Below are 26,742 nucleotides of genomic sequence, written 5' to 3'. Positions count from 1 at the left end.
CAGCGATCCCTATGGGATGGCAGAGGGATGGATGGCACGGGGGGATGATGACGCAGGGGAGAGGTAAGAAAACCGACCCGCCGGGGCCGTACGTCGAGTCGCTGGTGAACCCGTCTAAGACGGCGGGATCCTGCCGTGGCTCTTTAGGCGTTCCTGACTGGAGGACTGCACACCGAGCCATGTATACGAGCTAGATCCCTGTTCAATGAATATTGGTTCAACCAGCGTAGGTCGCGTACCTGCTTAGCAGGCCGGTCTCTTGTGAGGATGCTACCGGGGTCGGAGAGGAATGGCAAGCGACGATGGGCTGTGGGATAAATTGAGTGGGATCGTATCAAAAAGAGGGATCTAGTTGCTTGCAAGTTTATCTGAGGCGGGAGTGGCCTTTGCTTTGGCTTTGGCGATCAACTTTTTGAGCTTGCCCTCTACATCTGAGCCGGAACCGAGCATTTCGGCGGTGAGGACGCCATCGGAGTCGATGGTGAAGTAGTGGGGGATGGCTTCGACGCCGAAGCTCTTGCTGAGTTTGTGGTCGGCGTCGCGGTATTGCGTCCAGGTCATCTCATTTTTATTGATGAAATTTTTCCATTTTGACTCGTCATCGTCCCAACTGACGCTAATGATCACGAGGGGCTGGCCGGCGAACTCCTTGGCGATTTTTTTGAGGTGGGGGAGCTCTTCGTTGCAGGGACCGCACCAGGTCGCCCAGAAGTCGATCAAGACGACGCGGCCGCCCATGGCGTCCAGGGCGAAGCGTTGTCCGTCGAGGGCTACTACCTCAAAGGCGGGGGCGAACTTGGCGGTGGAGAGGGCAGGGTTTTCGGCGAAGTGCTGGGCACGGAGGTATGCGGGATCTTTGGGGGAGATGCAGGAGAGGCACTGCTTGAACTGCTCGCTGGCTGCGTCGAGCTGGCCGAGGCGGGCGAGGATGCGGCCATCGAAAAAGTGCGCGGTTCCGCTCTTGGGGTCGCTGGCGATGGCGGCCTTGAAGGAGACATCGGCGGCTTGAAGGAGCTCGGTCTTTCCCTTTTCACCAGCTTGGCGGAAGAGGGCCATACCCCGGTCGAGCTGGGCGGTCGCCTTCTCTGCCGGTGAGGTTGCGATGGATTCGAGCTGGGTGGCGGTGGAGGCGGCTTCTTTATATTGGCCGAGGTTGACCTGGACTTCGTAGAGTTCCTTGAGGCAGCGCGGGTCCTGGCCGGCGGCTAGCTTGTTGGCTTTTTTGTAGGCTTCTTCGGCGAAGATTAACTGGCGGCCCTTGGTAAGCTGTCTCGCGTCGCTCATGGCGGAGAGGTATTTGGGGTTGGTCTGGTAGGCGGGCGCGGGCGTCTGGGCGGAGACGAAGATGCAGGCCGAGGCGGCGAGGCATAGAGCTACCAAGCTAAAGGCAGGCAGGCGGAAGAACAGACGAGGCATGGTGTTGCTCCGGGCGCGACGGGTCTGGGTAAGAACCTTATGATCGTCGCCCGAAGCCGGAAGTTCAAGTAGATTCTGCGTGAATCTACTAGCCTACCTTGCGCTCGTTGAGGACTTCATCGAGCATTCCGGCGATGGAGCCGGCGCGGGAGCGGAGGTTGTTCTGGGACTGATTGATGCTGCCCGCCAGGGTGTCGTAGCGCTGGCGGAGGGTCGCTAGCTCGTCGGCGATATTGAGGGCGGCGAGGACGGCTACGCGGAGGGAGTCTACGGTGCCGCCGTGAGCGGAGACTGCGCGCATCTTGGCGTCTACGGAGCGGGCGAGGGAGTCGATGTAGGCGGGATCGATGCCGCGAAGATGGTAGACCTGATCGTAGATGTCAACGCTGACCGATTGGGATGTGTCTGGCGGGGTGACGGTTTCGTCCATGCTTCCTCCTGGGCGCATCTAGAGGAGTTCGTCCATCTGTTGCAGCATTTTTTCGACGCGTTGACGGACGGCGTCGCGTTCCTGATTGAGGGTACTGAGCTGAGACTGAGCGGTGCTGAGGGCTTCGGCCTGGGAGACGCTCTGCGCCTCAAGCTGGGCACGGAGACTGGCAACCTCGGCTTCGGCTTCGGCACGGGCTTCGCGTTCGCGCTTGACGATCTCGATGGCGCGGAGAACTTTCTGCTCCAGGGCCTGGAACTCTTCGGAGGTAATCCCGGGGCTGATGGTGGATGTGCTCATATCTATCCTCAAGTATAGACGTTCGAAGCGTGGATTTCCGGGGCGAATTGCCGGTGGAATCTAGCTGGATGCGCATTTCGCGCAGGTTGTAGCTCAGGCGCGGATGGAGCCGCCGAGGTGGGTGAGTGTGGCGATGATCTGAGATTGCCAGTGCGAGAGCTCGTCTTCGTTGAGCGTGCGCTCGTGAGACTGGAAGACGGCGCGCAGGAGAAGAGAGTAGTGACCTGCGGCGACGGCTTTGCCCTTGGCGTCGCGGAAGATCTCGACCGGGGCGAGGCGCTGAAGCTCTGGAATGGCAAGGGCGTGAATGGCAGCGGCGATGGTGTGCCACTGGGTGGCATCGGGGAAGGTGAAGGAGAAGTCGCGCTCGACGGCCTGGAAGCGGGAGAGATCGTGCGCGGTGACTTGCCTGAGGGGTAATGCGTAGAGCACGGCCAGGTCGAGCTGGGCGAGGTAGATGGGCTGGCGGAGTTTACGGCGCTGGGCTTCGGCGCGGGTGAGCTCTCCGAGGCCGCCGATTGGAGTGTTGTTGAGCAGGACGGTGGCGCTACGGCCGGGTTGGAGCCAGTCGGGTGCCTGCAGGGTGAAGGATAGAGCGGCTGAGCCGCCGGTAAGGGTGAAGAGGGAGATTACGGATTCGATGACACCCTTGAGCTCGAAGAAGGGGGCGTCCTGCGCGGAGTGCAGAGTGGTTGATGACGAGGCACCGGTGAGGCCGAGAGAGAGTTGTGAGGACTCGTAGACTTCGTTGGTATCGCCTGTGAAGATGTGGCCCTGCTCGAAGAGGCGGACGTCTTTTACGTCGCGGTTAAGATTGTGAGCGAGCATGGTGACCATGCCCGGCACGAGCGAGGGACGGAGGAGCGAGGCTTCGTCAGAGAGGGGATTCTCCATGGCGATGGTTCCCTTCCCTGCGGTGCTGAAGAGGTCGCTATCGGACTGGGAGGCGAAGGTGCTGGAGATGGACTCGCTGAAGCCGAGGGCGAGCAGGCGGGTGCGAACGGCTGCTTCGGCGGCGGAGGTGGGGTGGGCGATGACGATGCCGGGGGTAGGGAGAGTGTTGGCGAAGCGGTTGTAGCCGTAGACGCGGGCTACCTCTTCGATCAGGTCGATCTCACGCTCCAGATCGAGACGCCAGGAGGGGAGCTGGACGGAGAAGAGGTCTTCGGGGATTGTGGAGACGGAAGATAGAGCCGAGGCGGCTCCGCCGACCTGTGGGTCACGGTTGAAGGCATCCAGGGCGGCTGCTGAGTCATTTTTTGAGCTGCTAAGAGGGGTGAGTTCGCAGCCGAGCGCGGTGAGGTATTGGACGACGATCTCCTGGGTGAGGCCCTCGGGGCTAAGGGTGGTTCCGAGGTGACGCTGGACCTGCAGGACGGAGAGCTGGATGGGGGGACGGCTGGCGGTGCGGGCGGCGATCTCTGGGATGAGGATGTCGACGAGACCGCCTTCGAGAGAGCCCCCGGACTGCAGGATGAGCTGGGAGACGAGAGCGTTGGCGGTGGGGCAGGCGTTGAAGTCGGCTCCGCGCTCGAAGCGGTGGGAGGCGTCGGTGTGAAGGCCGTGACGCCGGGCGCTGCGGCGGATGCTGGCCTGATCGAACCAGGCGGCTTCGACGAGGATATTTTTGGTCTGCGGGGTGATCATGGAGTCCCAGCCGCCCATCACTCCGGCCAGACCGAGGGCTTTGACTTCGTCGGCGACGACGAGGTCATCGGCTTCGAGGATACGTTCGATGCCGTCGAGGAGTTTGAGCTTCTCACCCTGGCGGGCGAGGCGGACGACGATGCCGCCTTCCAGCTTGTCCAGATCGAAGGCGTGGGTGGGGTGGCCCATGCCGAGGAGGACGAAGTTGCTTGCGTCGACCGCGTTGCTTATTTGCTTTTGGGCGAGCAAGCCGAAGTAGTCCGCGATGGAGCCGGTGCTGGGAGAGATGGTGATGTTGCGCAGGACCTGGGCGGTGAAGCGGCCACAGAGATGCGGGGCTTCGATGCGGACAGGGAAGGGTGTGGAGGCGGGAGGTTGCGAGGCTGTCTCTGGGAGCAGAGGCAGAAGGGGAAGATTGTAGATGGTGGCGGCTTCGCGGGCGATGCCGTAGTGGTTCATGGCGTCTACGCGATTGGTGGTGATGTCCATCTCGAAGAGGTGACCGTTGTTGGGGCCGAGATGGTGGACGCCTTCTACGGCGATGCCGCGGAGGGTGAGGTCGTCAGCTAACTGAAGGTCGTCAGCGGGTATGTTGGGGACGTAGGTGCGGAGCCAGTTTGTGAGGATCTTCATGGGCGACTTTTCTAGTCTAACCAAGGAAGTGATCGTAGAGCGGGTGCGGAGTACAGAATGCAGATTGGCGGATGAGGAGCAGGCAAGAAAAATGGCGTCCTGACCGCGATGATGCACGCGAGCAGGACGCCACTGTAGAGACCGAAACTAGACTGCGAGTTTGCGGCGAATCACACCAACGATACCGAGCGCTCCGGTGCCGAGCAGCGCGAGAGAGCCTGGCTCGGGAACGGGAGAGACCGCTTGAGAGATGGTGATGGTCGAACCCTGAGAGAAGCTGGAGTGGCCGTTCGCCACGCTCTCGATCAGGTTCTGGTTGTTGTTGTTGTAGAGGCGAAGGCTCGAACCATCGGCCAGCAAGAACGACACACCCGAACCATCAAAGGCCTTGTTGCTGTGGCTGGAGGTCGGGAAGAAGAGGAGATTGTCGTTGCCGTTGAAGCCGCCAACGGCGAACAGGCTGGAGATCGATTCCGTAGCGCCGGCTCCGACGTTAGAACCTTCGATGATGGTGCCGGTAACGCCGGTGATGAGGTAGACACCGGTGCTCTGGAGGGTGGTGGTGAACTGGCCAGAACCGGAGAACTGGTTGGCAGATGCAGGGTTGCTGGGGCTATTGAAGCTGAAGTTGAAGATGGTGTCAGCGAAGGCAGAGGTGGAGGTCATAACGGCTCCGAGAAGCAAGCCAAGTGAGAGCAGAGACATCTTTTTCATTAAAAAACTCCGTGGGAGAGGACTCCAATTGTGTACTTACAAGTGATACGTAAGCACGTTGGTGGCCAGAGAGTTTTTGCCTCATTTGCCTCAAAATGGAGGCAAGTGATCGGGACTAGGCAAAAGATTGCTTAGTCCATGGCAACTCCGCGAAGTTTTTACCCACACGAGTGGTTCTTAGGCGAACTGCTCCAGAAAACGCATATCTCCCGAAAAGAAGTGACCTATGTCGGAGATGCCGTGTTGGATCATTGCGATGCGTTCCACGCCCATGCCGAAGGCGAAGCCTGTGATTCGGTTGGGATCGTAGGCATCGTCGTCCAGGCCTAGTTTGCGACGTTCTTTGGTTACCGCGGCGAAGACAGCGGGATCGACCATGCCGCAGCCCAGGAGCTCGATCCAGCCAGAGTGCTTGCACTTACGGCAACCCTTGCCACCGCAGAAGATACAGGAGATCTGGACGTCGGCGGAGGGCTCTGTGAAGGGGAAGAAGCTGGGGAAGAAACGGGTTTTGACGTCTGAGCCGAAGAGCGCCTTCATGGCGTGATCCAAGGTGCCCTTGAGGTCGGAGAAGGTGATGTTGGTATCGACGCAGAGGCCTTCTACCTGATGGAAGATGGGGGAGTGGGTGGCGTCCGCGGCGTCGTTGCGGTGGACTTTGCCGGGGATGACGATGCGGATGGGCGGGGCCTGAGCGACCATGGTGCGAATCTGGACGGGGCTGGTGTGAGTCCGCATCAGGAGACGGTCGCGGCTGGGACGGTTCTGCTGGTTCGCGATGACGAGGGTGTCCTGGGTGTCGCGGGCGGGGTGGTTGGGAGGGAAGTTCAAGGCTTCGAAGTTGTAGAAGTCGGACTCGACCTGGGGGCCGAGGTTGGTGCTGTAGCCGAGGTTATGGAAGACCTGGACGATCTGCTCCATGGTTTTGAGGAGGGGATGGGCGATGCCGGGGGCTCGCTGGGTGCCGGGGAGGGTGATGTCGATTCCCTGCTCTGTGTGCGCAGCTGAATCTGCGGCGGCTGGAGCCTCGAGAGCGGCTTCGATCTCCTGCTTGAGCCGGTTGAACTGGATTCCGAGGGGCTTGCGGGCTTCGGGTGGGGCGGATTTGAGCCAGGCCTCGCTGATGAGCTTGAGGCGGCCTTGCTTGCGGCCGAGCCAGTGGAGACGGAAGCTCTCGGGATCCTGGAGGAGGCTGGTTTCGCTGCGAACCTCTTCGATGAGGGTGGCGAAGGCGGCTTCCAGAGTGGCTTCGTCGTAGGCACGGAGTTGCGGGATGGTGTCGTTCATGATGAGTGAATTTCAGGATAAATGAGTTGCGCGAGTGGGGCAGGGATTGAAGGAAGCCGTCCACTGCCAAGTTAGAGGGCGAGGAGGATCACTATGACTACAAGGACTCCCATGAGGAGGGAGCGGCGGTCGGTGATGGCGTAGACGACGGGGTCTTCGTCGAGTTGGCCGCGAGAGGCGAGGAGCCAGAGGCGGCTGAGCCAGAGGAGCAGAATGGGGACGAGCAGCCAGAGGCGTTTGGTGTGCATGTAGAGTTGGCCCGCGTCGGCGTTGATATCGGAGATATACAGGGTGAGGACGACGACAGAGGCGTAGGCGCTGGCAGAGCCGAAGCTGCGAAGTTGTTCTATATCAGAGACATGGTAGTCGCGACCCGTGACGGACGCGCCGCCGCGCTCGCGGAGGTTTTCGAGCTCGGAGAAGCGTTTGACGAAGGCCAGCGAGAGGAAGAAGAAGATGCTGAAGCCGGCGAGCCAGGTGGAGACGATTACTCCGGTGGCGGCGGAACCAGCCAGGATACGGATGGTGTAGAGGCCGGAGAGGACGATTACATCCACCAGGACGATGCGTTTGAGATAGAGCGAGTAGGCCAGCGTTGTAACGAGGTAGATGAGGAGCCACTGGACGAACTTGTATGGCGCAAGCAAGGCCCACTGAGGCGAGAGACGTGCCACAACCTGCGGGATCAGGAGGGCAAGGATCATCGATGAGGTAAGGAAGAGCAGGACTACGGCGACTCCTGTGATGGCGGAGAGGTCGCCAGAAGCGAAGGGGCGGCGGCGCTTGGTGGGGTGTTTGCGGTCGGCGTCGAGGTCGAGGAGGTCGTTGACGATGTAGGTTGCGGAGGCGCACAGTCCAAAGCTAAGGAAGGCGACGACGGCTCCCCCGACCAAGCCGCGATTCCAAGCATGGGCGAGGAGAAGCGGAAGAAAGATCAGGAGATTTTTCGCCCACTGGTGGAGGCGGAGCGCCTTGGTCCAGGCGGGCATGGCGGAGGCCCGCTCGTTGAAGATCCGGACGGGGACGATGTTGGCGGAGCGAAGGGCCGCGCGGAGACTGGAGGTCGGGTTGGCGACCATCGGTTGACGGCAGTGCTGGAGAAGAGGGAGATCGGGCAGGGCGTTGCCGATGTAAGCGAATTCTTCTCCGAACTGTTGACGGAAGGCGGCAAGCTTATTGTTTCCAGCGAGATTGAGGGTTCCGTTGGAGGCCAGGACGCCGGTGAAGAGGCCGAGGTGATCGGCGATGCGATGCGCTAGGACGGAGTCGGCCGCCGTGGCGAGGTAGATCGGACGGTGGGTAGCGTGCTGCTGCGAAAGATACTGGAGGAGTTCGCGGTTGTAGGGGAGGTGAGTTACATCTAACGTGACAGCGGAGGTGATATGCCGCTTCAAGGCGGCTTTGCCTTGGAGGAGCCAACCGGGGAGCTTGAGCAGTGCGCTGGGATGGTGCCGGGCGAGGGCAAGAGCAGAGTCAACCAAGGTATCGGATTTGACCAAGGTGCCATCCAGATCGACACAGAGAGGCAGTAGAACGGTGTTTTCGAGCAGGGTAGCCGAAGTAGGCAAAAAGAGTGTCCTTCTTTCGTTAATACGCCGTAGATGAAGAATTGGCGGGCAGTGCGAAAAATAAATAAGACCTGCCAGGATGCAAAATCCCGGAAACTCTCGCGAGTTGGCCAACGTCATTATCATTTATTCTGAGACTTCCAAACGTAATCCATCTGAAGCACATTTGATCCGAATCAAGAAACGGTGAAAGCGCTAATGTCGTCAGCCCAGTTAAGCGAACACGAACCCCCCACGGCGTTGCCAAAGGCAACCCCACCAACTCCCACGTCAGAACCCGAGGCGCCGAAGGGTTCGCCAATGACGAAATGGGTGGTCATTCTCGTCATTGTGGCGGCGGTAGGTGGAGCAATTTGGAAGATTCGCAAGAACTCGCAAGAACAAGCTACGAATAACACCCGGTCCATGGGCATGGGAGACAGGCCCACGCCGGTGATGACCTCGCTGGTCGAAAAGAAGACGATGCCGATCTACCTGACGGCTTTGGGAACCGTGACCCCGTATTACTCGGTGACGATCAAGACTCGAGTCGACGGGGAGCTTCTGCAGGTCAATGTCCGTGAAGGCCAGTCGGTGAGAAAGGGTCAACTGCTCGTGCAGATCGATCCGAAGCCTTATGAGGCGGCGCTGGCGCAGGCAGAGGGAATGCTGGTGAAAGATCAGGCGACTGCCGCCAATGCGAACGCCGAGGCAGCCCGGTACACGGCGCTGCTGAACGCTGGGGTGGTCTCCAAGGAGAGCCAGCAGCTTCAGGTTTCGGGTGCAGGGCAGGCACAGGGCGCGATCGCGGCGGATCAGGCGGCGATCCAGGCGGCGAAGGTGAATCTTGCCTATACGCGAATTGCATCTCCCATTGATGGAGTGGTTGGACTGCGGCAGGTAGATCCGGGCAACATCGTCCACGCGTCGGATACGACGGGGTTGATTTTGGTGACGCAGCTTCAGCCGATTGCAGTGATCTTTACGCTGCCGGAAGATCAACTTCCCCAGGTACAAGAGGTCATCCGACATGGTGGAAAGGTTGCGGTGGAGGCATACGACCGCTCGAATACGACCCACCTTGCAAGCGGGACCCTGTTGACTTTGGATAACCAGATCGATACGACGACTGGGATGGTAAAGGTCAAGGCGATCTTCGATAACAAGGATGGCGGTCTGTTTCCAAACCAGTTCGTCAATGTCCGGTTGATTCTTCAACAACGGCCTAATGCCATTGTGATTCCCGCACAGGCCTTACAGACGGGATCGCAGGGAACTTTTGTCTATGTGGTCAAGGCAGGACTGCCACCGGATAGTGCAGCAGAACCCAATGGCGGCTCGGGTGCTCCGGCAGGCGGTGGGAAGCGGCGGAAAGCTACTGCTGATTCTGGTTCTGCTCCCGCTCCTGAAGCGGGCGGCCAAGGTGGAGCGGCAAGCGCGCCATTCTATGTTGAGGCTCGTACTGTGAAGGTGGATCTCACAGAGGGTACACAGATCATCCTGGCGAGCGGCGTGAGTCAAGGAGAGCAGCTCGTGGTGGACGGACAAGAGAAGCTACGAAACAATGCCCGCGTGGTTCCGCGTAACGCTGCCGCGCCAGCGGGCACCGGCGGAGGGAAGAAAGTCGGCCACACGATGGCCGACTCCCCTCAAAGCTCGGGCACTAACGCAGGACCGGGAGATGCGGGAAGGACAGGAGGCACACGTCCATGAGCCCATCACGGCCATTTATCCTCCGGCCGGTGGCCACCTCACTTTTGATGGTGGCCATTTTGCTTGCCGGATTTGTTGCCTATGAGCAGTTGCCGGTGTCGGCGCTGCCCCAGGTGGACTACCCAACGATCCAGGTGCTGACCTTCTATCCGGGCGCCAGTCCCGAGGTGATGGCGTCCTCGGTGACTTCGCCGCTGGAACGACAGTTCGGACAGATCCCTGGCCTGAGCCAGATGACTTCGACCAGCTCTGGCGGAGGCAGCGTCATTACGTTGCAGTTTTCGTTGTCCGAGTCGATTGACATTGCACAACAGGACGTACAGGCAGCGATCAACGCGAGCTCAAGCTATCTGCCGAAGGACCTGCCCAATCCACCGGTGTACAGCAAGGTCAATCCGGCGGATTCGCCCATCATGACGCTGGCGTTGAGCAGCGAGACCCTTCCATTAACCAAGGTTGAGGATCTTGCCGATACGCTGATGGCACAAAAGATCTCCCAACTCTCGGGTGTTGGTTTGGTTTCGATCGCGGGCGGGCAGAAACCCGCGGTTCGCGTCCAAGCAAATCCGACGGCGCTGGCGAACTATGGCCTGAGCATGGAGGATATGCGGGCGGCGTTAGGCACGGCGAACGTCGACCAGGCCAAGGGAAGCCTGAACGGAAAGACACAAGCGTATACGATCGGCGCGAACGATCAACTGCTTAACAGCGCTGACTACAACGGCGTCATCATCGCCTACCGGAATGGCTCTCCTGTGCGCCTCTCCGATGTGGCTAACGCGGTCGATAGCTCAGAGAATCTCTACCAGGCGGCGTGGATGGGTACGGCCGCCCGGGAGGCTGGCAAAGCGGCGGATGGCACGCAACAAGCGGCGCAGGATGCAGTGCTGAAGCCTGCCGTGATCGTGAACATCCAGCGGCAGCCGGGAGCAAACATCATTGGGGTGGTCGATGAGGTGCAGAAGCTGCTGCCTCAACTTCGCAATTCCCTGCCGGCCAGCGTGAAGCTGGATGTGTTGACGGACCGGACGAATACTATCCGGGCCTCGGTAAAGGATGTTCAGTTCGAGTTGATCCTGACGATTGCGTTGGTCGTCATGGTGATCTTCCTGTTCCTGCGTTCCCTGGCTGCTACGGTCATACCTTCGGTGGCGGTACCGCTCTCGATTGTGGGTACGTTCGGAATCATGTACCTGCTGGGATACAGCTTGAACAATTTGAGCCTGATGGCTCTTACGATCTCCACGGGATTCGTGGTGGACGACGCGATCGTAATGATCGAGAACATCGACCGCTATCTGGAGATGGGGGATAGTCCGCTCGATGCCGCATTGAAGGGTTCGGAACAGATCGGCTTCACCATTGTGTCGTTGACGGTTTCGTTGATCGCTGTGTTGATTCCGCTGCTGTTCATGGGTGATATCGTCGGCCGCCTCTTCCGCGAGTTTGCCGTTACGCTTGCTGTAACCATCCTCGTGTCGGCGTTCGTATCGCTGACTCTGACACCGATGATGTCGGCGAAGCTACTGAAGCACAGGCCCGCGAGCGAGCAGAACGCCTTCTATAAAAAGAGCGAGGAGTTCTTCGAGTATGTGATCTCGAAGTATGCCGTCGGAGTACGTTTTGTTTTGCGGCACCAGACGATGACGTTGTTGGTGACGCTGGGAACGTTTGTAATGACGGTGTTTCTCTACATCATCGTTCCGAAGGGCTTCTTTCCCGTTCAGGATACGGGCGTGTTGCTTGGCATCACCGAAGCGCCGCAGACGATCAGCTTTGAGGCGATGGGAGAGCGTCAACAAGAGCTGGCGCGCATCATTCTGAAGGATCCGGATGTCGAGAGTGTATCTTCGTTCATAGGAATTGACGGAACGAATACGACCCTCAATAGCGGACGTATCCAGATCAATCTGAAGGACCGCGAACAGCGATCGATGACGGCATCGGATGTGATCACACGGCTGCAGCCTAAGGTTGCGCAGGTCGACGGGATTCAGTGCTTCCTGCAACCGTTGCAGGACCTTACGGTGGAAGATCGTGTCAGCCGTACTCAATATCAGTACACGTTAGAGGATGCCAGTGCGGATGAACTAAATGTATGGTCCAACCGGCTCCTGGCCAAGCTGAGACAGATACCGATTCTTAGCGATGTAGCAAGCGATCAGCAGCTAAGCGGGTTGAATGCAAACCTGGTGATCGACCGTGACACCTCATCCCGGCTGGGAATTACGCCGCAAAATATCGATGACACCTTGGACGATTCTTTTGGACAGCGGCAGGTCTCGACGATCTTCACCCAGAAGAACCAATACCATGTGGTGCTTGAGGTCGCTCCGAAGTTCCAGCGGAACCCGAGGGCACTGGACAATATCTACGTGAAGAGCTCGAATGGGACGCAGGTGCCTCTGTCTACGTTCACTCACTTCGAGGCGCAACAGACTCCTCTGGCATTGAACCACCAAGGGCAGTTCCCGGTGGTGACAATCTCGTTCAATCTTGCTCCTGGCAAGTCCATCGGAGATGCGGTTGCCGCGGTGAACAAGGCAAAGGCAAGCCTGAATATGCCGCCTAGCGTGAATGCACGCTTCCAAGGATCGGCGGCTTCGTTCGAGGCGTCGCTGGCGAATGAACCGATCCTGATTTTGGCTGCGCTGATTGTCGTGTATATCGTGCTGGGAGTTCTGTACGAGAGCTATATCCATCCCATCACGATCTTATCGACCTTGCCTTCTGCTGGTGTAGGCGCGATTCTTGCCCTGCTGATCTTCCATGTGGATCTGAGTGTGATTGCGCTGATCGGCATCATTCTTCTGATCGGTATTGTGAAGAAGAACGCCATCATGATGATCGACTTCGCGCTAGAGGCAGAGCGCGACCAAGGGATGCAACCGGAGGAGGCGATCTATCAAGCTTGCCTGCTGCGATTCCGCCCGATCATGATGACGACGATGGCTGCGCTGTTGGGCGGAGTTCCGCTCGCGCTGGGAACGGGTACTGGAAGCGAGCTGCGCAGGCCGCTGGGTATTACGATCATCGGCGGACTGATTGTGTCGCAGGTGCTTACGTTGTTTACGACGCCGGTGGTGTATCTGTTCTTCGATCGGATTGGAAGACGGTTCTTCCATACGGCTGAGGCGGATGCAGAGTTCCGGGAGCGGGAACGGCTTGAGCATGAGCACGCTGTGGGTGCGGACTGATGGCAGTTGACCTGAAAGGTTTACATTTTTCGGCTCCGTTTATCAAACGGCCGGTGGCGACGTTTCTGCTGTCGGCAGCGATCATCATGGCTGGAGCGGTCGCGTACAACCTACTGCCGGTGGCGAGTCTGCCGCAGATTGAGTTTCCCTCGATCTCCGTGAACGCTTCCCTTCCGGGTGCGGATCCTGAGACCATGGCTTCGTCCATTGCAACTCCGCTGGAGCGCCAGTTCAGCCGCATTGCGGGCATCAACCAGATGACTTCGTCATCGTCCACGGGCAGCACGTCGATTACGATGCAGTTCGATCTGACGAGAGACGTGAACGGCGCGGCAAGAGATGTGCAGGCCGCGATCAATGCGGCGCAGAGCCAGTTGCCTGCGAACCTGCCTTCGAATCCGACCTACCGCAAGATCAATCCGTCAGAAGCGCCAGTGTTGATGCTGGCCTTGACCTCGGACACGTTGAGCGTTCCGCAGCTCTATGACGCTTCGGACAGTATTCTTGCCCAGAAGATTGCGCAGGTTCAAGGCGTCGGGCAGGTCTTTACTGGAGGAAGCGCAAAACCTGCGGTGCGGGTGGAGGCTAACCCCACGCTCCTGTCAGCCTATGGTGTGGGTCTCGAGGCCTTGAGAACGGTCATCGGGCAGGCGAACGTGAATCAGCCGAAGGGCTACTTCAACGATGCGGAACAACGTTCGAGCATCAGCACAACGGACCAGCTCTTTGGAGCGGCGGCTTATGGCCCGCTGATCGTCTCGACTGACAGAGGCGCGGTGAGTACGGCGGCTGCGAGTTCCGGATTGCCCGCGTCGTTAGCGAGCGCGGTCGCGGCAGCTTCGACGACAGCTACAGCTAGTAGCACAGCGACCACCGGAGCTACTGTAGGCGCTGCTTCCGCGCATGGGGTGGTTCGAATTCAGGACGTTGCCGAAGTGATCGACTCGGTCGAAAACATCTATACGGGCGGAACGATCAACGGCAAGCCTGCGATTCTGATTCAGATCTTCAAATCGCCCGGGGCGAACGTCATCAGCACGGTCGACAACGTGGAAGCACTCTTGCCGACGTTGCGTGCGTCCATCTCTCCCGCGATCAACCTAATGGTGGCGATGGATCGCACTACGACCATTCGTGCATCGGTGCGGGATGTGACTCGGACGTTGCTGATCTCGATCGTGTTGGTCATTCTGGTAGTGTTCGTGTTCCTGCGTGAGGTGCGATCGACACTCATCCCCAGCGTTTCGGTCCCGCTTAGCTTGCTGGGGACCTTCGGCGTGATGTACATGCTGGGATATACGCTGGACAACCTCTCGCTGATGGCGCTGACGATCTCGACGGGCTTTGTGGTGGACGATGCTATTGTCGTGATCGAAAATATCAGCCGTCACCTGGAGGAGGGTTTGACTCCGTTTGAGGCGGCGATGGTGGGGTCGAAGGAGATCGGGTTTACCGTCGTCTCCATGAGTACCTCGCTGGTTGCGGTCTTTATTCCGATCCTGCTGATGGGCGGAATTGTGGGGCGTTTGTTCCGGGAGTTCGCGGTCACCTTGACGGCTGCGATTATGATGTCGCTGGTTGTCTCGTTGACGACTACTCCGATGCTTAGCGCCAAGTTTCTTGAGGCTCACAGCAAGCGCAAGCATGGGCGCTTCTATTACATGGGCGAGCGGGCGCTGGCTTGGCTCGCGGGTGAGTATGAGCGCGGTTTGCGTTGGGTGTTGCGTCGCCAAGGTCTGATTCTGACGATTACCATCCTGACGATTGTGCTGAACGTGTATCTCTTCATCCTGGTTCCGAAGGGATTCTTCCCGCAGCAGGATACGGGCCGAATCGGCGGCCAGATTCGCGGGCAACAGGATGTATCGTTCGATACGTTGAATAGAAAGATGATTCAGTTGGCCGCGATCGTGCAAAAAGATCCGGGCGTTCAGAATGTAATGGCATTTGTCGGCGGCGGTGGTCCGGGTGGAGGAAGCGGAAACACGGGCAACCTCTTTATGGCGCTAAAGCCGGATACAGAGCGGCAGAAGTCGGGCGATTCGGCTGAGGTGATTCTGAACCGGCTGCGGCCGAGAACGGCTGGGATACCGGGCGTTCAGCTGTATCTGCAGTCGCAGCAGGAGCTGAATATCGGTGGCCGGCAGTCTGCTACGCAGTATCAGTACACGCTTACGGCGGATAACCTCGACGAGCTGAACGCCTGGGCGCCGCGCTTGCTGGCGAAGATGCAGACGCTGCCGCAGTTGAAGGACGTTGCAACGGATCAGCAGGACAAGGGGCTGCGAGCGCAACTCGTGATCGATCGCGATACGGCGAGCCGGCTGGGCGTATCGGCGTTGGCCGTCGATGCTACGTTATCCGACGCGTTTGGGCAGAAGCAGGTTTCCACGACTTACAAGCCGTTGAACCAGTACCACGTCGTGATGGAGGTTGCGCCGCAGTTCCAGGAAGATCCGGATGCGCTCCGAAATATCTATGTGAAGAGCACGACTGGCGCGATGGTGCCATTGGCTGCGGTGACGCACGTCGAGACGCAACGGATTCCCTTGTCGGTCAACCACCAGGGGCAGTCAGCGGCGGCGACGCTTAGCTTCAACCTGACTTTGGGAGCTTCGCTGAGCCAGGCGACTACGGCGATCGAGCAGGCGAGGATCGACATTGGCATGCCCTCCACGGTGCAGGGCGGCTTCCAAGGCTCTGCGCAGGCGTTCCAGGCGTCGCTGTCGAGTGAGCCGTTGCTGATCCTGCTGGCGATGGTCACGGTCTACATCGTGCTTGGAATGCTCTATGAGAGCTTCATCCATCCGCTGACGATTCTTTCGACGCTTCCCTCCGCGGGGGTTGGGGCCATTGTGGCGCTGCTGCTGTTCAAGGTCGACCTGAGCGTGATTGCGATGATCGGCATTATTCTGCTGATCGGCATCGTGATCAAGAACGCGATTATGATGATCGACTTCGCTCTGGTGGCGGAGCGGGAGCAGGGCAAGACGCCGGAGGAGGCGATCTTCCAAGCCTGCATGCTGCGTTTCCGGCCGATTATGATGACTTCCATGGCGGCGATGCTGGGCGGACTTCCGCTGGCGCTGGGGACGGGTACAGGCAGCGAGTTGCGACGGCCCCTGGGCATCACCATCGTGGGCGGCCTGATCGTCTCGCAGGCGTTGACGCTCTTCACGACTCCGGTGGTTTATCTGTTCTTCGACCGGCTGCGGGGTAAGTTCGCTAAGAAGAAGACTACCCGGTTGGCGGTTGAGCATGAGCCGCATGCTGTTGCTGGCGACTAACTAGTGGCTGCTGCGTTGGCCTTAAGACGGCGACCGGGGATTTCGTGGCTGTCACGGATAGAGGCGTAACGGTGATACTTGGGATAACAGCTGATAAGTGCGCTTTGGGATCTTTGTATCTTTTGTTTAGGCGTTGACTGTGTGGGTGGGGTTTGTTTTTGTTGTGACCGGCAGTTCTATACGGACTATCAGGCCTTCTCCTGGGCGTTGGTGGGCGCTTATGGTTCCGTGGTTTGCGAGGACTGCCTGTCTTGCGATTGCGAGGCCCAGGCCGGAGCCGCCGGCGATTGCGTCCGAGGTCTGGTTGGGGAGGGTGACGAAGGGCTCGAAGATCGTCTCTTCCTGGCCTGCGAGGACGCCAGGGCCGTCGTCCTGGATCAGAATGACTCCTGTGTCCGGCCCGATCTCCCGATAGTAGGAGACGCGAACGCAGCCTTCGGAGCGGGCGAAGCGCAGGCCGTTGCGAAGAACGTTGTCGAGGGCTCTGCGCAGCAGGTCCTGGTGGCCGAGCAGTTGGAACGGTTCACTCCTGACGATCGTGACCGATTTGTGGAATTGCTTTGCTTCGAAGCGGGCGTCGGCGCACGCGTCTTCTACGAGAGTGGCTACCTCGAACCGCTCCACGTCCCGGCTCAGCTCGTTCCCGCTCTCCAGACGGGCCAACAGCAGTAGCTCCTGCACAAGGCTGTTGAGTCGATCCGCTTCGGAGCCGATGCGATTGAGTTCGTGTTCGAGTTGAGGGCCGGCCTTTCGTTTGGCCAAGGCCAGGGAGAGATTCAGCCGAGTGAGGGGGGAGCCTAACTCATGCGAGGCGTGGGCCAGAAAGTTACGATAGCGATCTACTAGGGACTCGATCCTCGAGGCCATCTGATTGAAGGTTCTGCCTAGTTCGCCTAGTTCATCCTTGCGTCTCGATAGGGAGGGATGAACTCTTACCTTGAGGTCGCCGTGCCCGAACTGCTCTGCCACATGTCCGAGGCGAGCGATGGGGCGGACAAAGTAGGCCGTCAAAAGGCAGGAGAAGACGCCGGCCACGAGAGCGAGCCGACCTAGTCTCTGAAAGTAGGAGAGAAATAGCTGCCGGGTAGAGAGAGGCACCGTCGCGAGGTAGATGTAAGGGGAGGACGATGCATCGGCGGGCAAGGCGACGAGCGTCTTGGTGGGAAGAGTCTGCATGAGGACGCTCTTTCCGCCTTCGGCCTGGCGGACCAAGTGGCGTTCCGCTGCAGATAGCTTTTTCCCTGAGAGATTGGCCAGGGGCACTTCTTTTGGTCCGAGAAGAATTCCTTGATGGCAGGTTGAGTCCTGTTGAGGCGAGGCCTCGGAGCCGCCGTGTTGATACCTCTCGAGCGCGGTCTTTGCGCAGCTCTGCAGATCGCTGAGTGGCAAGCTTCGCAGCCTATCGTCCTGCAGAGGGGAGGAGTCCGTCGACAGTAAGAGAGGAGATATCGCGATCACCACGATGGTCGCGACCCAGAAGCTGACGAAGATGCGGAGGAAGATTCTCAAAGCGTTGTCACCCCGCTGTCCCTAGGACATAGCTGTAGCCGACGTTGCGAATGCTTTTGAATCTGTCGAGACCATTTTCGTGCGGGCCCAGTTTTTTGCGCAGGTTGTTCACCAGATTGTCTACGCTGCGATCCAGTCCGCTGGGCTCGCGACCGAAGATGCGAGGGATGAGCTCTTCGCGTGATAGAGCTTCGCCTGGCTGGCTCAGAAGCAACTGAAGTAGATGAAACTCCGCTCCGGTGAGATCGAGTAGACGACCGTTCAATGCGACGGAACGCTCCTGTTCGTTGAGTGTAACGTCGCCTACTGAAAACCCTGCTGGCGCTTCTTTGGGATGAACTCTTCTCAGGATGGAATTGATGCGGGCGAGAAGTTCCTCGGGCTGAAAGGGCTTCGGCAGGTAGTCATCGGCTCCATGTTCGAGCCCGTGAATTCGGTCTTTGGCAGCTCCGCGAGTCGTCAGCATAAGGATGGGTGTATTCGATGTGCTTCGAATACGCCGCAACACCTCAAAGCCATCTATGCCGGGAAGCATTACGTCGAGGATGATGAGGAGAAAATATTGTTGCCGCGCGACGCGTATGCCGTCTTCGCCGGTGTTTGCAGCTGTGATGGAGAATCCTCCCGGCCCGCAATATTCTGTAAGCAGGACGGCTAAGGAGCGGTCGTCGTCGATCAAGAGGAGAGGAGATACCGGGGCCGGGGGAGTCTGAATCGTGGGACTTGTCACAGATCTATTGTCGCGCTTTAGCTCAGGGTGCGGTTGTCGAGAAGTGTCATTTGCCCGGAGCTTCATCTTATGTATGCCCCTGTTGCGTTTTCTATTCGAGACGATGCGTTAGATAAAAGGTATCGCATCGATTCCTACCGGTCACCCTCGACACTTCTCGACATCGATGCCAAGAGCTGAACGTCAGACTAAGTGAATGGTTTCGACCCATTCTCTTTATTCTCCAAATGTACTCTTCAAAGCCCCTATTGCACTTTCCAGGAAAGGATTTACCTTTGCTCAGACTCAATAAAACCATTGCTCTTTCGGTCTTCACTGCCTGTCTCGCGGCTTCAACTCCCGGAGACGCTCAGGCTCCAGAATCGACAGCTACGGCTGAAGTTCAAAGCTTAGATAAAGGGCTTGCCGATGTTATTTACCTTGCTGGATTGCCCGATGCAAAGCCACGTATCAAAGGCGTCTTAATCCTCACTCCAAACGCTTTAAGTTTTACAAGTGAGGGTGTTCACGCGCTGATCCCGCTTAAGCGGATCTTCGCTGTCTCCATTGGAGATGAGCGGGTCGAGAGAGGAGGCACAACCGGCCAGATTGCCCGGAAGATTATTCCTTATGGAGGAGGAGCCGCGCTGGGAGCGGCTTCGCAACATTCTGTCGATCTGCTTACTATCGAGTATCGCGATCCGCACGATGGCTATCATGGGACGGTCTTTGTGCTTCCTACGAAGCAAGCATTGGCTTTGCAGCAGAGAATGCTCGCACAGATTCAGCCACCGGCTACGGTGACGCCCCAGGTCTGTCCGGCGGGTGCAGCTGCTCCCAATTCGGTGTTGCTGGCTCCGATCGTGGTCGAGGGCGTGGACTTACCGGCAGAGTACCGGGTTCTGCTGTATGAGCACCTGCTTACGGCGCTGCGGCAGTCCCGTCCTGCGGATACGTTCTTCCGCGATGGGGATGTCTCTGCTGGACCGGGATGTGCGGCCCTCACCTTGCACCTCTCCACCGATGACTTCAAGAAGGGCAATCAAGCGGTGCGTGCTTCTACAGGGCCGCTAGGGTTGTTTCTTGGCACGACTTCGCTGTCGTTCCGACTGAAGCTCGATGCCCCAGATGGAAAGCTTATCCTTGAAGCGAAGTTGAAGAAGAGCAAGCGAGGAGACTCCGACAGCTTGAATCTGGCGCAGAGTATCGCCAAGGATATATCCAAGCGAATCGATAAGGCTCTGAAGAAGAGTAAAGCGAGTGGTTCGACGGTCTAAGTTGTAACTAACTATGTGACGAGCTTAGGAATGTCTTATTTTTGGTCCGTACCTTTTACTCTCGATGTGAATCTGGGAAGGACGAACTCCTGGGCCAGAGCGTTGGCGAGTCGACCGGCTGTTGTAATCAAGGCGTTGTTGAAGACCAGGCCTGGCCCACGATTTGACGCGGGGTAGTAGAGATTGGAGAGTGCGCCAGAGGCCAGGTCGCCTCCTACGCTGGAGTAGTTGAACTGCCACCGGCCGTTGTCTCCCTTTGCCATGAAGGGGCTGGAGAGAGCATGGAGTGCGCGGGACTTTCGGGTGCCTTCGCCCTGGTAGAAGTAACGGGGATCCTGATGTAACAAGGTGGGCAGGATGGCTCCGCCGATCAGGATATTCGAGACGCCGCCTGCATATGTGGCACCGAAGCGCTGGCCGTAGCCCTTCGCTCCTTGCACATAGTTGGGAGTACCTATGGCCTGATCGATGCCTGCGACGAATGCAGCGGCGGAGATGGTGACGATGTCGGTGGATGCGCGAAAGGCGAGTTGAAACTTCAGCCGGCCAGAGAGAGGCACGAAGGTCTGATCGTACGAGGTGTAGAAGTTGGGGATGACACCGAAGACTCGCTGTTGCTCCGCGTTCTTGATCTGCAGGATCGCGAGCTTATCGGGATCGACTGCGTTCACGGATGTCTCTACCGCTCCGACCATGAGCTTGATGTTGGTGAGTTCCAGCGACTGGCCAGGGGTGAGGATCAGTTCGGGGGAGGTCCAATCGGCGAAGCCCTGAGCATGGATGGTGACGTGATATGGAACTGCGGGATGAAGATCGCTGAGAGTAAAGGAAGCTGCATCGGTCGCCGTGACGGTGTGGTGATCGGCAGGGGTGGGGCCGTCGATGCTGATGGTGGCACCGGGGATAGAGGCCTCATCGGTGTCGGTGACGGTTCCGACGATGCTTGCAGACTGTGGTACGGGGCCTGAGACCTGTTGACCAGGAAGATTTATCGCGGTGAAGCAAAAAAGAGGCACGAAGAGCAGGGCCTGTTGGAGACGGATCTGAAGAAAAGCCATACATAGCAGACGGCGCGGGTGGCCTAACGATTCCTTAGTCGACACTTCTCGACAGATCAAATCTTGGTTGCTGAGCCATTTATCGCACTAATTCGCATCTGAGTGCCAAATTTATGTCGAAAACGGCTCTCAGGTTCATGGATGCACGTATTGTCTCTCTGTGCGCGCGACTATGCCCTAGTGCAGCTTGAGGCGGTCATGATAGATAGCCTTCGTTAATGCATTGTGAGGTAGAGGACAGTCTGGTCACGTTAGGTGAAGAAGAATCCCAGATCGGGACGCGTTGCATATGACTGAGACTAGAGGTGAACAGATCTAGCATTTCGACGTGACTGCTATTGCCAAGTAGTGGAAAGTATTGGCCACTTCATACGTGGTTCATCTTTTCCCGATACGTTCATTCATGCTAAATTTTTCGCTGTCTTTGCACCCTTTAGGCCGTGGGACTGTGTCATTTTCGGGTCCCTTTGTGACGTTTAAGAGGAGCTTGCTCCCATTTTTGCTTTTGCTTTTTCTGGCGACCTTCCCTGCAGTTGCACAGTTCGATACAGCCAGCGTTTTGGGGACGTTGCGTGATCCTAGTGGAGCGGTTCTTCCAAAAGGAAATGTAGTTCTGACGAGCCTGGCCACTGGGACGCAGCGGACCGCCGTGACTAACGATTCGGGTAATTACGAGTTTGGTTCGGTCAAGCCGGGCGACTATAAACTGACCGCCGAGCTTGCTGGCTTCAAGGTCGCTCTGGCCGAACACTTTAGCGTCACCGTTGGGGCTCGCCAACGTGTCGATCTGACACTTGAGGTTGGAGGCACGTCCGATACTGTTACGGTCTCGGGAGCTGCAGCGGTGCTAGAGACAGATTCTAGCGATCGCGGCGAGGTCATCAGCCAGCGAGAGATCGTCGGGCTTCCACTGAATGGCCGCTCCTATGCGGATCTTGCGTTGCTTGTTCCGGGTGTCAGAAAGTCTGTGCTCGAGAATCAGACGCTTTCGAGCCGGGACTCTTCGTTCAATGTGAACGGGCAGCGTAGCGAGCTCAATAACTTCATTCTGGATGGACTGGACAATAACCTGTACGGCACAGATAACCAGGGCTTCTCGAACCAAACGATTCAACCCTCGCCTGATGCGGTCAGCGAGTTCAGAGTCGTTACGGACAACTACAGCGCGGAGTATGGCCGCGTTACGGGAGCCGTCGTCAACGTTACGACACGAAGCGGTACGCGCCAGTTTCATGGTAGCGCTTGGGACTTTTTACGAAATACTTCGCTGAACGCGATCGGTCCCTTTCTGCCGCCAAAGAACGCGCTTACGGGACAGTTTCAAAAGCCTGTCTACCAGCAGAACCAGTTCGGCGGAACTATTGGTGGGCCTCTTAAGATGCCCATCGGGATTCTCCGGGACAAGCAGTTCTTCTTCCTCGACTACGAAGGGGAACGTCGGGTGACCAGACTGCTGGCGACGGCGACGATTCCTGATGCCGATCAACGAGCAGGACGCTTCAAGACAGCGGTGATGAATCCTTATACCGGTCAGGTGTATGCGGTCGATCCGACGACTGGCTTTGCCCAGGTTCCGGCCAGCCAGATCAATCCGCTCGCAACGCTTGTGATGGCCGCGCTCCCGTTACCGAACGTCGCGGGCGCTTCGAACAACTTCGTCTCGCTTCCCCGTGGCTCGCTGAACGATGACAAGGGCGATGCGCGCTATGACGGTTACTTTACTCCCAAGCTCACCAACTTCTTCCGCTACAGCGAGCGCAATGTGAACATCTTCGATCCACCGAATATTCCTGGGGCCGCTGGCGGAAACTCCAACAGCGTTGTCAAGATTCACGATCAGCAGATTGCCTATGGAATGACCTATGCCGCGAGCAATAACTCGCTGATCGATGCTCGCATCGCCTTCAGTTGGGTGCAGGGGAGCAAGGCTCCTTCGCAGATCGGACAACCTAGTTTGCTCGCGGAGGCTGGGATTCCAAATATTCCTACCGACCCGCGCATTGCTGGAGGCCTTAATACGCAAAACGTGAATAACTTCAGTGGGTTTGGCCGTCAGACGACCAGTCCGAATGTGCAGAATCCTTTTGTGATCGATCCCAAGTTCAACTACTCGCTGCTACGGGGTGCGCATAGTCTTAAGTTTGGCTATGAGTATCAGCGCATCGAGGTGACTGATGACGACTTCCATCCGAAGTATGGGAACGATACCTATTCGGGTGCGTTCAGCACACCGTTGACGCCAGTGGCCAACCCCTCTAATGTTCCCGCTCCCAGCAGTGCGTATATCAACGAAGATATTGCTCTGACGGACTTCTTCTTCGGTGCTCGAAGCCATTACGAACTGAATAATACTCATATCGCCGTCATCGAGCAGCGGCTTCACCAGTGGTACGCACAGGACGACTGGCGCGTCGCCCATAAGTTGACGCTCAATATCGGTCTACGCTATGAGCTTGGAACACCTGAGTGGGAGGCCAATAACCAGCTTGCCAACTTCGATCCTGCCACATCGCCTACTACCGGCAAGCTGATTACGGCCAGTTCGGGATCGATCTACAACCGTGCCCTGGTCAATATGCAGAAGAACAACTTCGCACCGCGCCTGGGCTTTGCGTACCAGGTACAACCGAGCACGGTGATCCGCGCAGGATATGGCATCAGCTACACGCATTTTGTACGTGAGGGTGGAGAGAATCTGCTGGTCTATAACGCTCCCTTTACCTTCGATGCCCAGGTCAATCAACGCGGTCCCCTGGCTTCTAACGGCCAGCCGCTCTGCACCAGCGACACGCAGAATCCTGCGAGTTGTTTCCGTACTACGATGCAGGGGTACTCCATCGGCTTTACAGATGCCTCGAACTTCAATCCGCTGATTGCGCAGCCGCACTATCAGCCGAAGAACGATCCGAACGGTTATGCCGAGTCATGGCATGCGAGTGTGCAACAGCAACTCGATGCGAATACGGTTCTCGATATCGCTTATGTTGGGGTCTCGGGCAAACATCTTCCGGTGCTGGCTGACTATAACGAGGCGCTGCCGCAAAATGCCTCTTGCCAAGCGGCGAATGCGACTACCTGCAAGACTGTGCAGCAACGTCGTCCGCTGCAGAGCTTTGCGGGCATTGAAGTAGCCTTTGGTGCAGGCGACAGTATCTATCACGCGCTCCAGGTCAAGCTGGAGCATCGCTACTCCTCTGGACTTTACCTGTTGAACTCCTTTAGCTGGTCGCATGCCATCGACAACGCATCCGGCACGCTTGAGAATACTGGTGGAGACTCTAACTTCCTCACCTACACGAATCCAAACTACGATCGGGGCCGTTCGGGCTACGATCAACCTCTCAACGATACGACGTCAGTGATCTACGATCTTCCTTACGGGCGCAATCGCCGCTTTGGCGGCGATGCCAATCCGCTCCTGCGCGGGGTGTTGGGGAATTGGCAGTTCACCGCGATCCATACGGCGACCAGCGGTCTACCGGTCACCCTTACCTACAACGCTGGAGGATACAAGCTGGGACAACTTCCCTCCGATGCCTTTGCACTGACGGCGGGCGCGTCGTCTTCGGGAACGCTGTATTCGCAGCGTCCTAACCAAATGGGCGATGCCATCGCGCCTAAAACCAACTGGGTGAAGACGGCTTCGGCGTTGAACGGCTATCTCAATCCGGCGTCAGTCTCGCTACCTACCGATCCAAGCCATCCGCTTGGGAACGCTGGCCGCGGTTCGACACATGGTCCTGCTTTCTCCCAGTTGGACCTTGGCCTGCATAAGGTCTTCCCGGTATGGAAGGAGTCCACGAAGATCGATTTTCGCGCGGAGGCCTTCAACGCCCTCAACCAGGTGAACTACCAGACGCCAGATCAGACGGTGACTGACGGAGCTTATGGATCGATTACGTCGGCCTATCCTGCCCGCCAGCTTCAATTCGCTGTCAAAGTCTTGTTCTGATTCCAATCCTTCTTATGCACGCCAACCTTATGGCAAGTCCGGTCTTCGCCGGACTTGCCATTTCTTTATGCTGGTTCACATTTGCGTCGATCTCACATTTGCTGTGTGGATCGCGGCTCCTTCTAACGATTCGTCGAGATTCCAGGCGAGATGATACCCGCTCCTCTAAAATGGTAGAAGTACTTCATAATGAGAATTCATGCGTAATTCCGCTCGAGCCGTTCTTCTCGGCCCTCTTCTGAAAGGTGTTTCACGCTCCTTCTATCTCACCCTGCGCGTGCTGCCGGTTGGGATGCGCGATCCTATTGGCCTTGCATATCTTTTGGCGCGCGCCGCGGATACGATTGCGGACACATCGCTTATCCCGCCGGGACAACGATTGGAGATGCTCTTTTCGCTTCGAAGCCAGGTTAACGGCTCTTTAGATGAAGGAGCGCTTGCGCGTATTGCGGGGGAGGTTGCCAGCCAACAGAAGCAGTCAGACGAGAAGGTTCTACTCGAATCGCTCGGCGCAGCGCTGACCGTGCTAACGCAATTGAGCGAGACTGATCGCGAGGCGGTACGCGATATTGTCACGACGATTACAAAGGGCATGGAGTTCGACCTGCGTACTTTTCCCGACGAACAGTCTGGGCAGATCGTCGCGCTACAGAGGTTCGAGGAGCTTGACCACTACACTTATATGGTCGCGGGATGCGTGGGGGAGTTCTGGACGAAGATGACCTACGCGCACATGCCTAGGACATTCAAGGACAGCCCCGATACGATGCTGGAACGTGGCATTCGTTTCGGCAAGGCGCTGCAGATGACAAACGTTCTGCGGGACTGCAGCAAAGATCTGCGCATCGGGCGCTGTTACCTTCCCGCCCCGATGCTTGATCGATTTGGTTTAACTCCGCAAGACCTCTTGTTCCCGGATGCGTCGCTCCTGGCACGACCGTTGATGTTCGAACTTGTCGGGAAGACACTCGATCACTTCCGTGAGGCAGTTGAATACGCGCTCGCTATTCCGGAGTACTCCATCCGACTGCGGTTGGCTTGTCTGTGGCCGGTCCTCATTGGGCTAGAGACGCTATTGGTCCTTGTGCACAACGACGAATGGCTGGACCCGGCAAAGGTATCGAAGATACAGCGCAGCGACGTATACCGGCTGATAGCGTATTCCGTGCCGCTAGTGGCATCCAATAGACTGCTGCGTATCTGGCTTGAGCGACTGATGGGAAGAATCGAGGCCCGGCTGAGGCTAACCAATGCGTGAAGGATGACTAAGCGGCTTTTGCCTTCTTCGCAGCCTTTTTCGCCTTCGCCCAACGAGCCTTTTGAGCAGCAGCGATCCTGGCTCTTCCTTCGGCGGTCATCGCGCGCTTGGCCGGTGTAGCAGCGAGGATCCTTGATACGACATCGTTCACTTTAGGACGACCCGAATTTTGTTTGATAGCAGAGCGCAACAGCAAAGCCTTGGCTTGCTGCAACCTAACGATCTCCGCATCGATTTGTTCAATGATTGCTTCCATGTTCATGTTCCTCCATATCTCATGCTAAACGAGAAAGAGGATGGAAAACTATGGAAGGTGAGCGTTCGGAGATTTGAATCCGTATATAGAACCATGGAGCGCGTCAGTTATGACCTGCCGACGCGCTCTCATTCTGGCTTTATCTCCAATACCCACGACGATAGTAGTACCGGCCGCCACGGCGATAGTACCCATCGGGTATCCATCGTGCACCACGCCGCGGCGGAGCTGCATAGTGTCCAGGCGTCCACACATAACGCGCTCCATCCCAGCGGTGATATCCACCTTGCCAGACCCAGCCCGGACGCGGCGGAGGTCCATAGTGCTCCACGATTGGCGGTGGAGGTCCAATTCGAATTGCAATCTGTGCCTCAGATACGCCCGACATCATCGAAGCAATAAACGCTACAAGGATCAGTTTCTTAATCATAGATTCTCCTTTCAAGGCGTTGAATCCGACCTTCGTTAATCTCAACCCAACACCTTTGTAATTGTCTCGTACTGAAGCCAATGTTATTCGGCGATGCGGGGTTAATTTATGGGAGGTCTACT

General features: G+C 57.6%; 18 protein-coding genes and 1 other RNA gene. 6 read left to right on the top strand and 13 right to left on the bottom strand.

Annotated elements, in window-relative coordinates; all coding sequences use genetic code 11:
• Nucleotides 1-70: 70 nt before the first annotated feature.
• The 8 genes from ssrS to HB393_RS18375 form a co-directional block, all read right to left on the bottom strand.
• Nucleotides 71-256: non-coding RNA, 6S RNA (gene ssrS / locus HB393_RS18410), on the bottom strand.
• A 92-nt stretch (nt 257-348) separates the two neighbouring features.
• A complete protein-coding gene (locus HB393_RS18405; RefSeq protein WP_213806648.1) occupies nt 349-1,416 on the bottom strand; it encodes a redoxin family protein in 1,068 nt (355 codons plus the stop codon).
• 88 nt (nt 1,417-1,504) lie between these two features.
• Entirely contained in the window at nt 1,505-1,846 is a 342-nt protein-coding gene (locus HB393_RS18400) for a cell division protein ZapA (RefSeq protein WP_255551321.1), read from the bottom strand.
• Nucleotides 1,847-1,864: 18 nt separating this feature from the next.
• Nucleotides 1,865-2,146: a hypothetical protein gene (locus HB393_RS18395; protein ID WP_213806646.1), complete on the bottom strand. Its 282-nt coding sequence runs from the start codon at nt 2,144-2,146 to the stop codon at nt 1,865-1,867.
• Nucleotides 2,147-2,239: 93 nt separating this feature from the next.
• Nucleotides 2,240-4,426 (bottom strand): phenylalanine--tRNA ligase subunit beta, encoded by a 2,187-nt coding sequence (locus HB393_RS18390; RefSeq protein WP_213806645.1) that lies wholly within the window; start codon nt 4,424-4,426, stop codon nt 2,240-2,242.
• A gap of 147 nt (nt 4,427-4,573) precedes the next feature.
• Nucleotides 4,574-5,140 (bottom strand): PEP-CTERM sorting domain-containing protein, encoded by a 567-nt coding sequence (locus HB393_RS18385; RefSeq protein WP_213806644.1) that lies wholly within the window; start codon nt 5,138-5,140, stop codon nt 4,574-4,576.
• Between the two features lie 177 nt (nt 5,141-5,317).
• Nucleotides 5,318-6,427 (bottom strand): phenylalanine--tRNA ligase subunit alpha, encoded by a 1,110-nt coding sequence (gene pheS / locus HB393_RS18380; protein WP_213806643.1) that lies wholly within the window; start codon nt 6,425-6,427, stop codon nt 5,318-5,320.
• Nucleotides 6,428-6,498: 71 nt separating this feature from the next.
• Entirely contained in the window at nt 6,499-7,995 is a 1,497-nt protein-coding gene (locus HB393_RS18375) for a UbiA family prenyltransferase (protein ID WP_255551320.1), read from the bottom strand.
• Between the two features lie 300 nt (nt 7,996-8,295).
• Here HB393_RS18375 and HB393_RS18370 point away from each other — a divergent pair, with 300 nt between their 5' ends.
• From HB393_RS18370 to HB393_RS18360, 3 genes are read left to right on the top strand one after another with little or no spacing between them, the layout of a single operon-like run.
• Nucleotides 8,296-9,687, top strand: coding sequence for an efflux RND transporter periplasmic adaptor subunit (locus HB393_RS18370; RefSeq protein ID WP_255551319.1), 1,392 nt, complete (start codon nt 8,296-8,298; stop codon nt 9,685-9,687).
• On the top strand, nt 9,684-12,884 hold the full coding sequence (locus HB393_RS18365; protein WP_213806641.1) for a multidrug efflux RND transporter permease subunit: 3,201 nt from the start codon (nt 9,684-9,686) through the stop codon (nt 12,882-12,884). The genes HB393_RS18370 and HB393_RS18365 overlap by 4 nt, the downstream gene beginning before the upstream one ends.
• Nucleotides 12,884-16,171, top strand: coding sequence for an efflux RND transporter permease subunit (locus HB393_RS18360; protein ID WP_213806640.1), 3,288 nt, complete (start codon nt 12,884-12,886; stop codon nt 16,169-16,171). The genes HB393_RS18365 and HB393_RS18360 overlap by 1 nt, the downstream gene beginning before the upstream one ends.
• Nucleotides 16,172-16,297: 126 nt before the next feature.
• Here HB393_RS18360 and HB393_RS18355 read toward each other — a convergent pair whose 3' ends face one another.
• Nucleotides 16,298-17,680: an ATP-binding protein gene (locus tag HB393_RS18355; protein ID WP_213806639.1), complete on the bottom strand. Its 1,383-nt coding sequence runs from the start codon at nt 17,678-17,680 to the stop codon at nt 16,298-16,300.
• A gap of 7 nt (nt 17,681-17,687) precedes the next feature.
• Complete coding sequence (locus tag HB393_RS18350; RefSeq protein WP_345945300.1) at nt 17,688-18,410, bottom strand: response regulator transcription factor; 723 nt, start codon at nt 18,408-18,410, stop codon at nt 17,688-17,690.
• Nucleotides 18,411-18,685: 275 nt separating this feature from the next.
• On the opposite strand from HB393_RS18350, the gene HB393_RS18345 reads away from it, so the two are divergent.
• On the top strand, nt 18,686-19,666 hold the full coding sequence (locus tag HB393_RS18345) for a hypothetical protein (RefSeq protein WP_213806637.1): 981 nt from the start codon (nt 18,686-18,688) through the stop codon (nt 19,664-19,666).
• 35 nt (nt 19,667-19,701) lie between these two features.
• On the opposite strand, the gene HB393_RS18340 is transcribed toward HB393_RS18345, so the two are convergent.
• The gene (locus HB393_RS18340; RefSeq protein ID WP_213806636.1) at nt 19,702-20,724 is read right to left on the bottom strand and encodes a carboxypeptidase-like regulatory domain-containing protein; all 1,023 of its coding nucleotides are present in this window, start codon (nt 20,722-20,724) and stop codon (nt 19,702-19,704) included.
• Nucleotides 20,725-21,223: 499 nt separating this feature from the next.
• Here HB393_RS18340 and HB393_RS18335 point away from each other — a divergent pair, with 499 nt between their 5' ends.
• Nucleotides 21,224-24,676 (top strand): TonB-dependent receptor, encoded by a 3,453-nt coding sequence (locus tag HB393_RS18335; protein ID WP_255551317.1) that lies wholly within the window; start codon nt 21,224-21,226, stop codon nt 24,674-24,676.
• Nucleotides 24,677-24,875: 199 nt separating this feature from the next.
• Nucleotides 24,876-25,934, top strand: a complete 1,059-nt coding sequence (locus HB393_RS18330; RefSeq protein WP_213806634.1) for a phytoene/squalene synthase family protein — start codon at nt 24,876-24,878, stop codon at nt 25,932-25,934.
• A 7-nt stretch (nt 25,935-25,941) separates the two neighbouring features.
• Here HB393_RS18330 and HB393_RS18325 read toward each other — a convergent pair whose 3' ends face one another.
• Both HB393_RS18325 and HB393_RS18320 read right to left on the bottom strand, forming a co-directional pair.
• On the bottom strand, nt 25,942-26,196 hold the full coding sequence (locus tag HB393_RS18325) for a hypothetical protein (RefSeq protein WP_213806633.1): 255 nt from the start codon (nt 26,194-26,196) through the stop codon (nt 25,942-25,944).
• Between the two features lie 133 nt (nt 26,197-26,329).
• On the bottom strand, nt 26,330-26,620 hold the full coding sequence (locus tag HB393_RS18320; RefSeq protein WP_213806632.1) for a YXWGXW repeat-containing protein: 291 nt from the start codon (nt 26,618-26,620) through the stop codon (nt 26,330-26,332).
• Nucleotides 26,621-26,742: the final 122 nt, after the last annotated feature.

The organism is Granulicella sp. dw_53 (assembly GCF_018449545.1).
Taxonomy (GTDB): Bacteria; Acidobacteriota; Terriglobia; order Terriglobales; family Acidobacteriaceae; genus Edaphobacter.
This window is presented reverse-complemented; position numbering and strand designations above follow the sequence as displayed.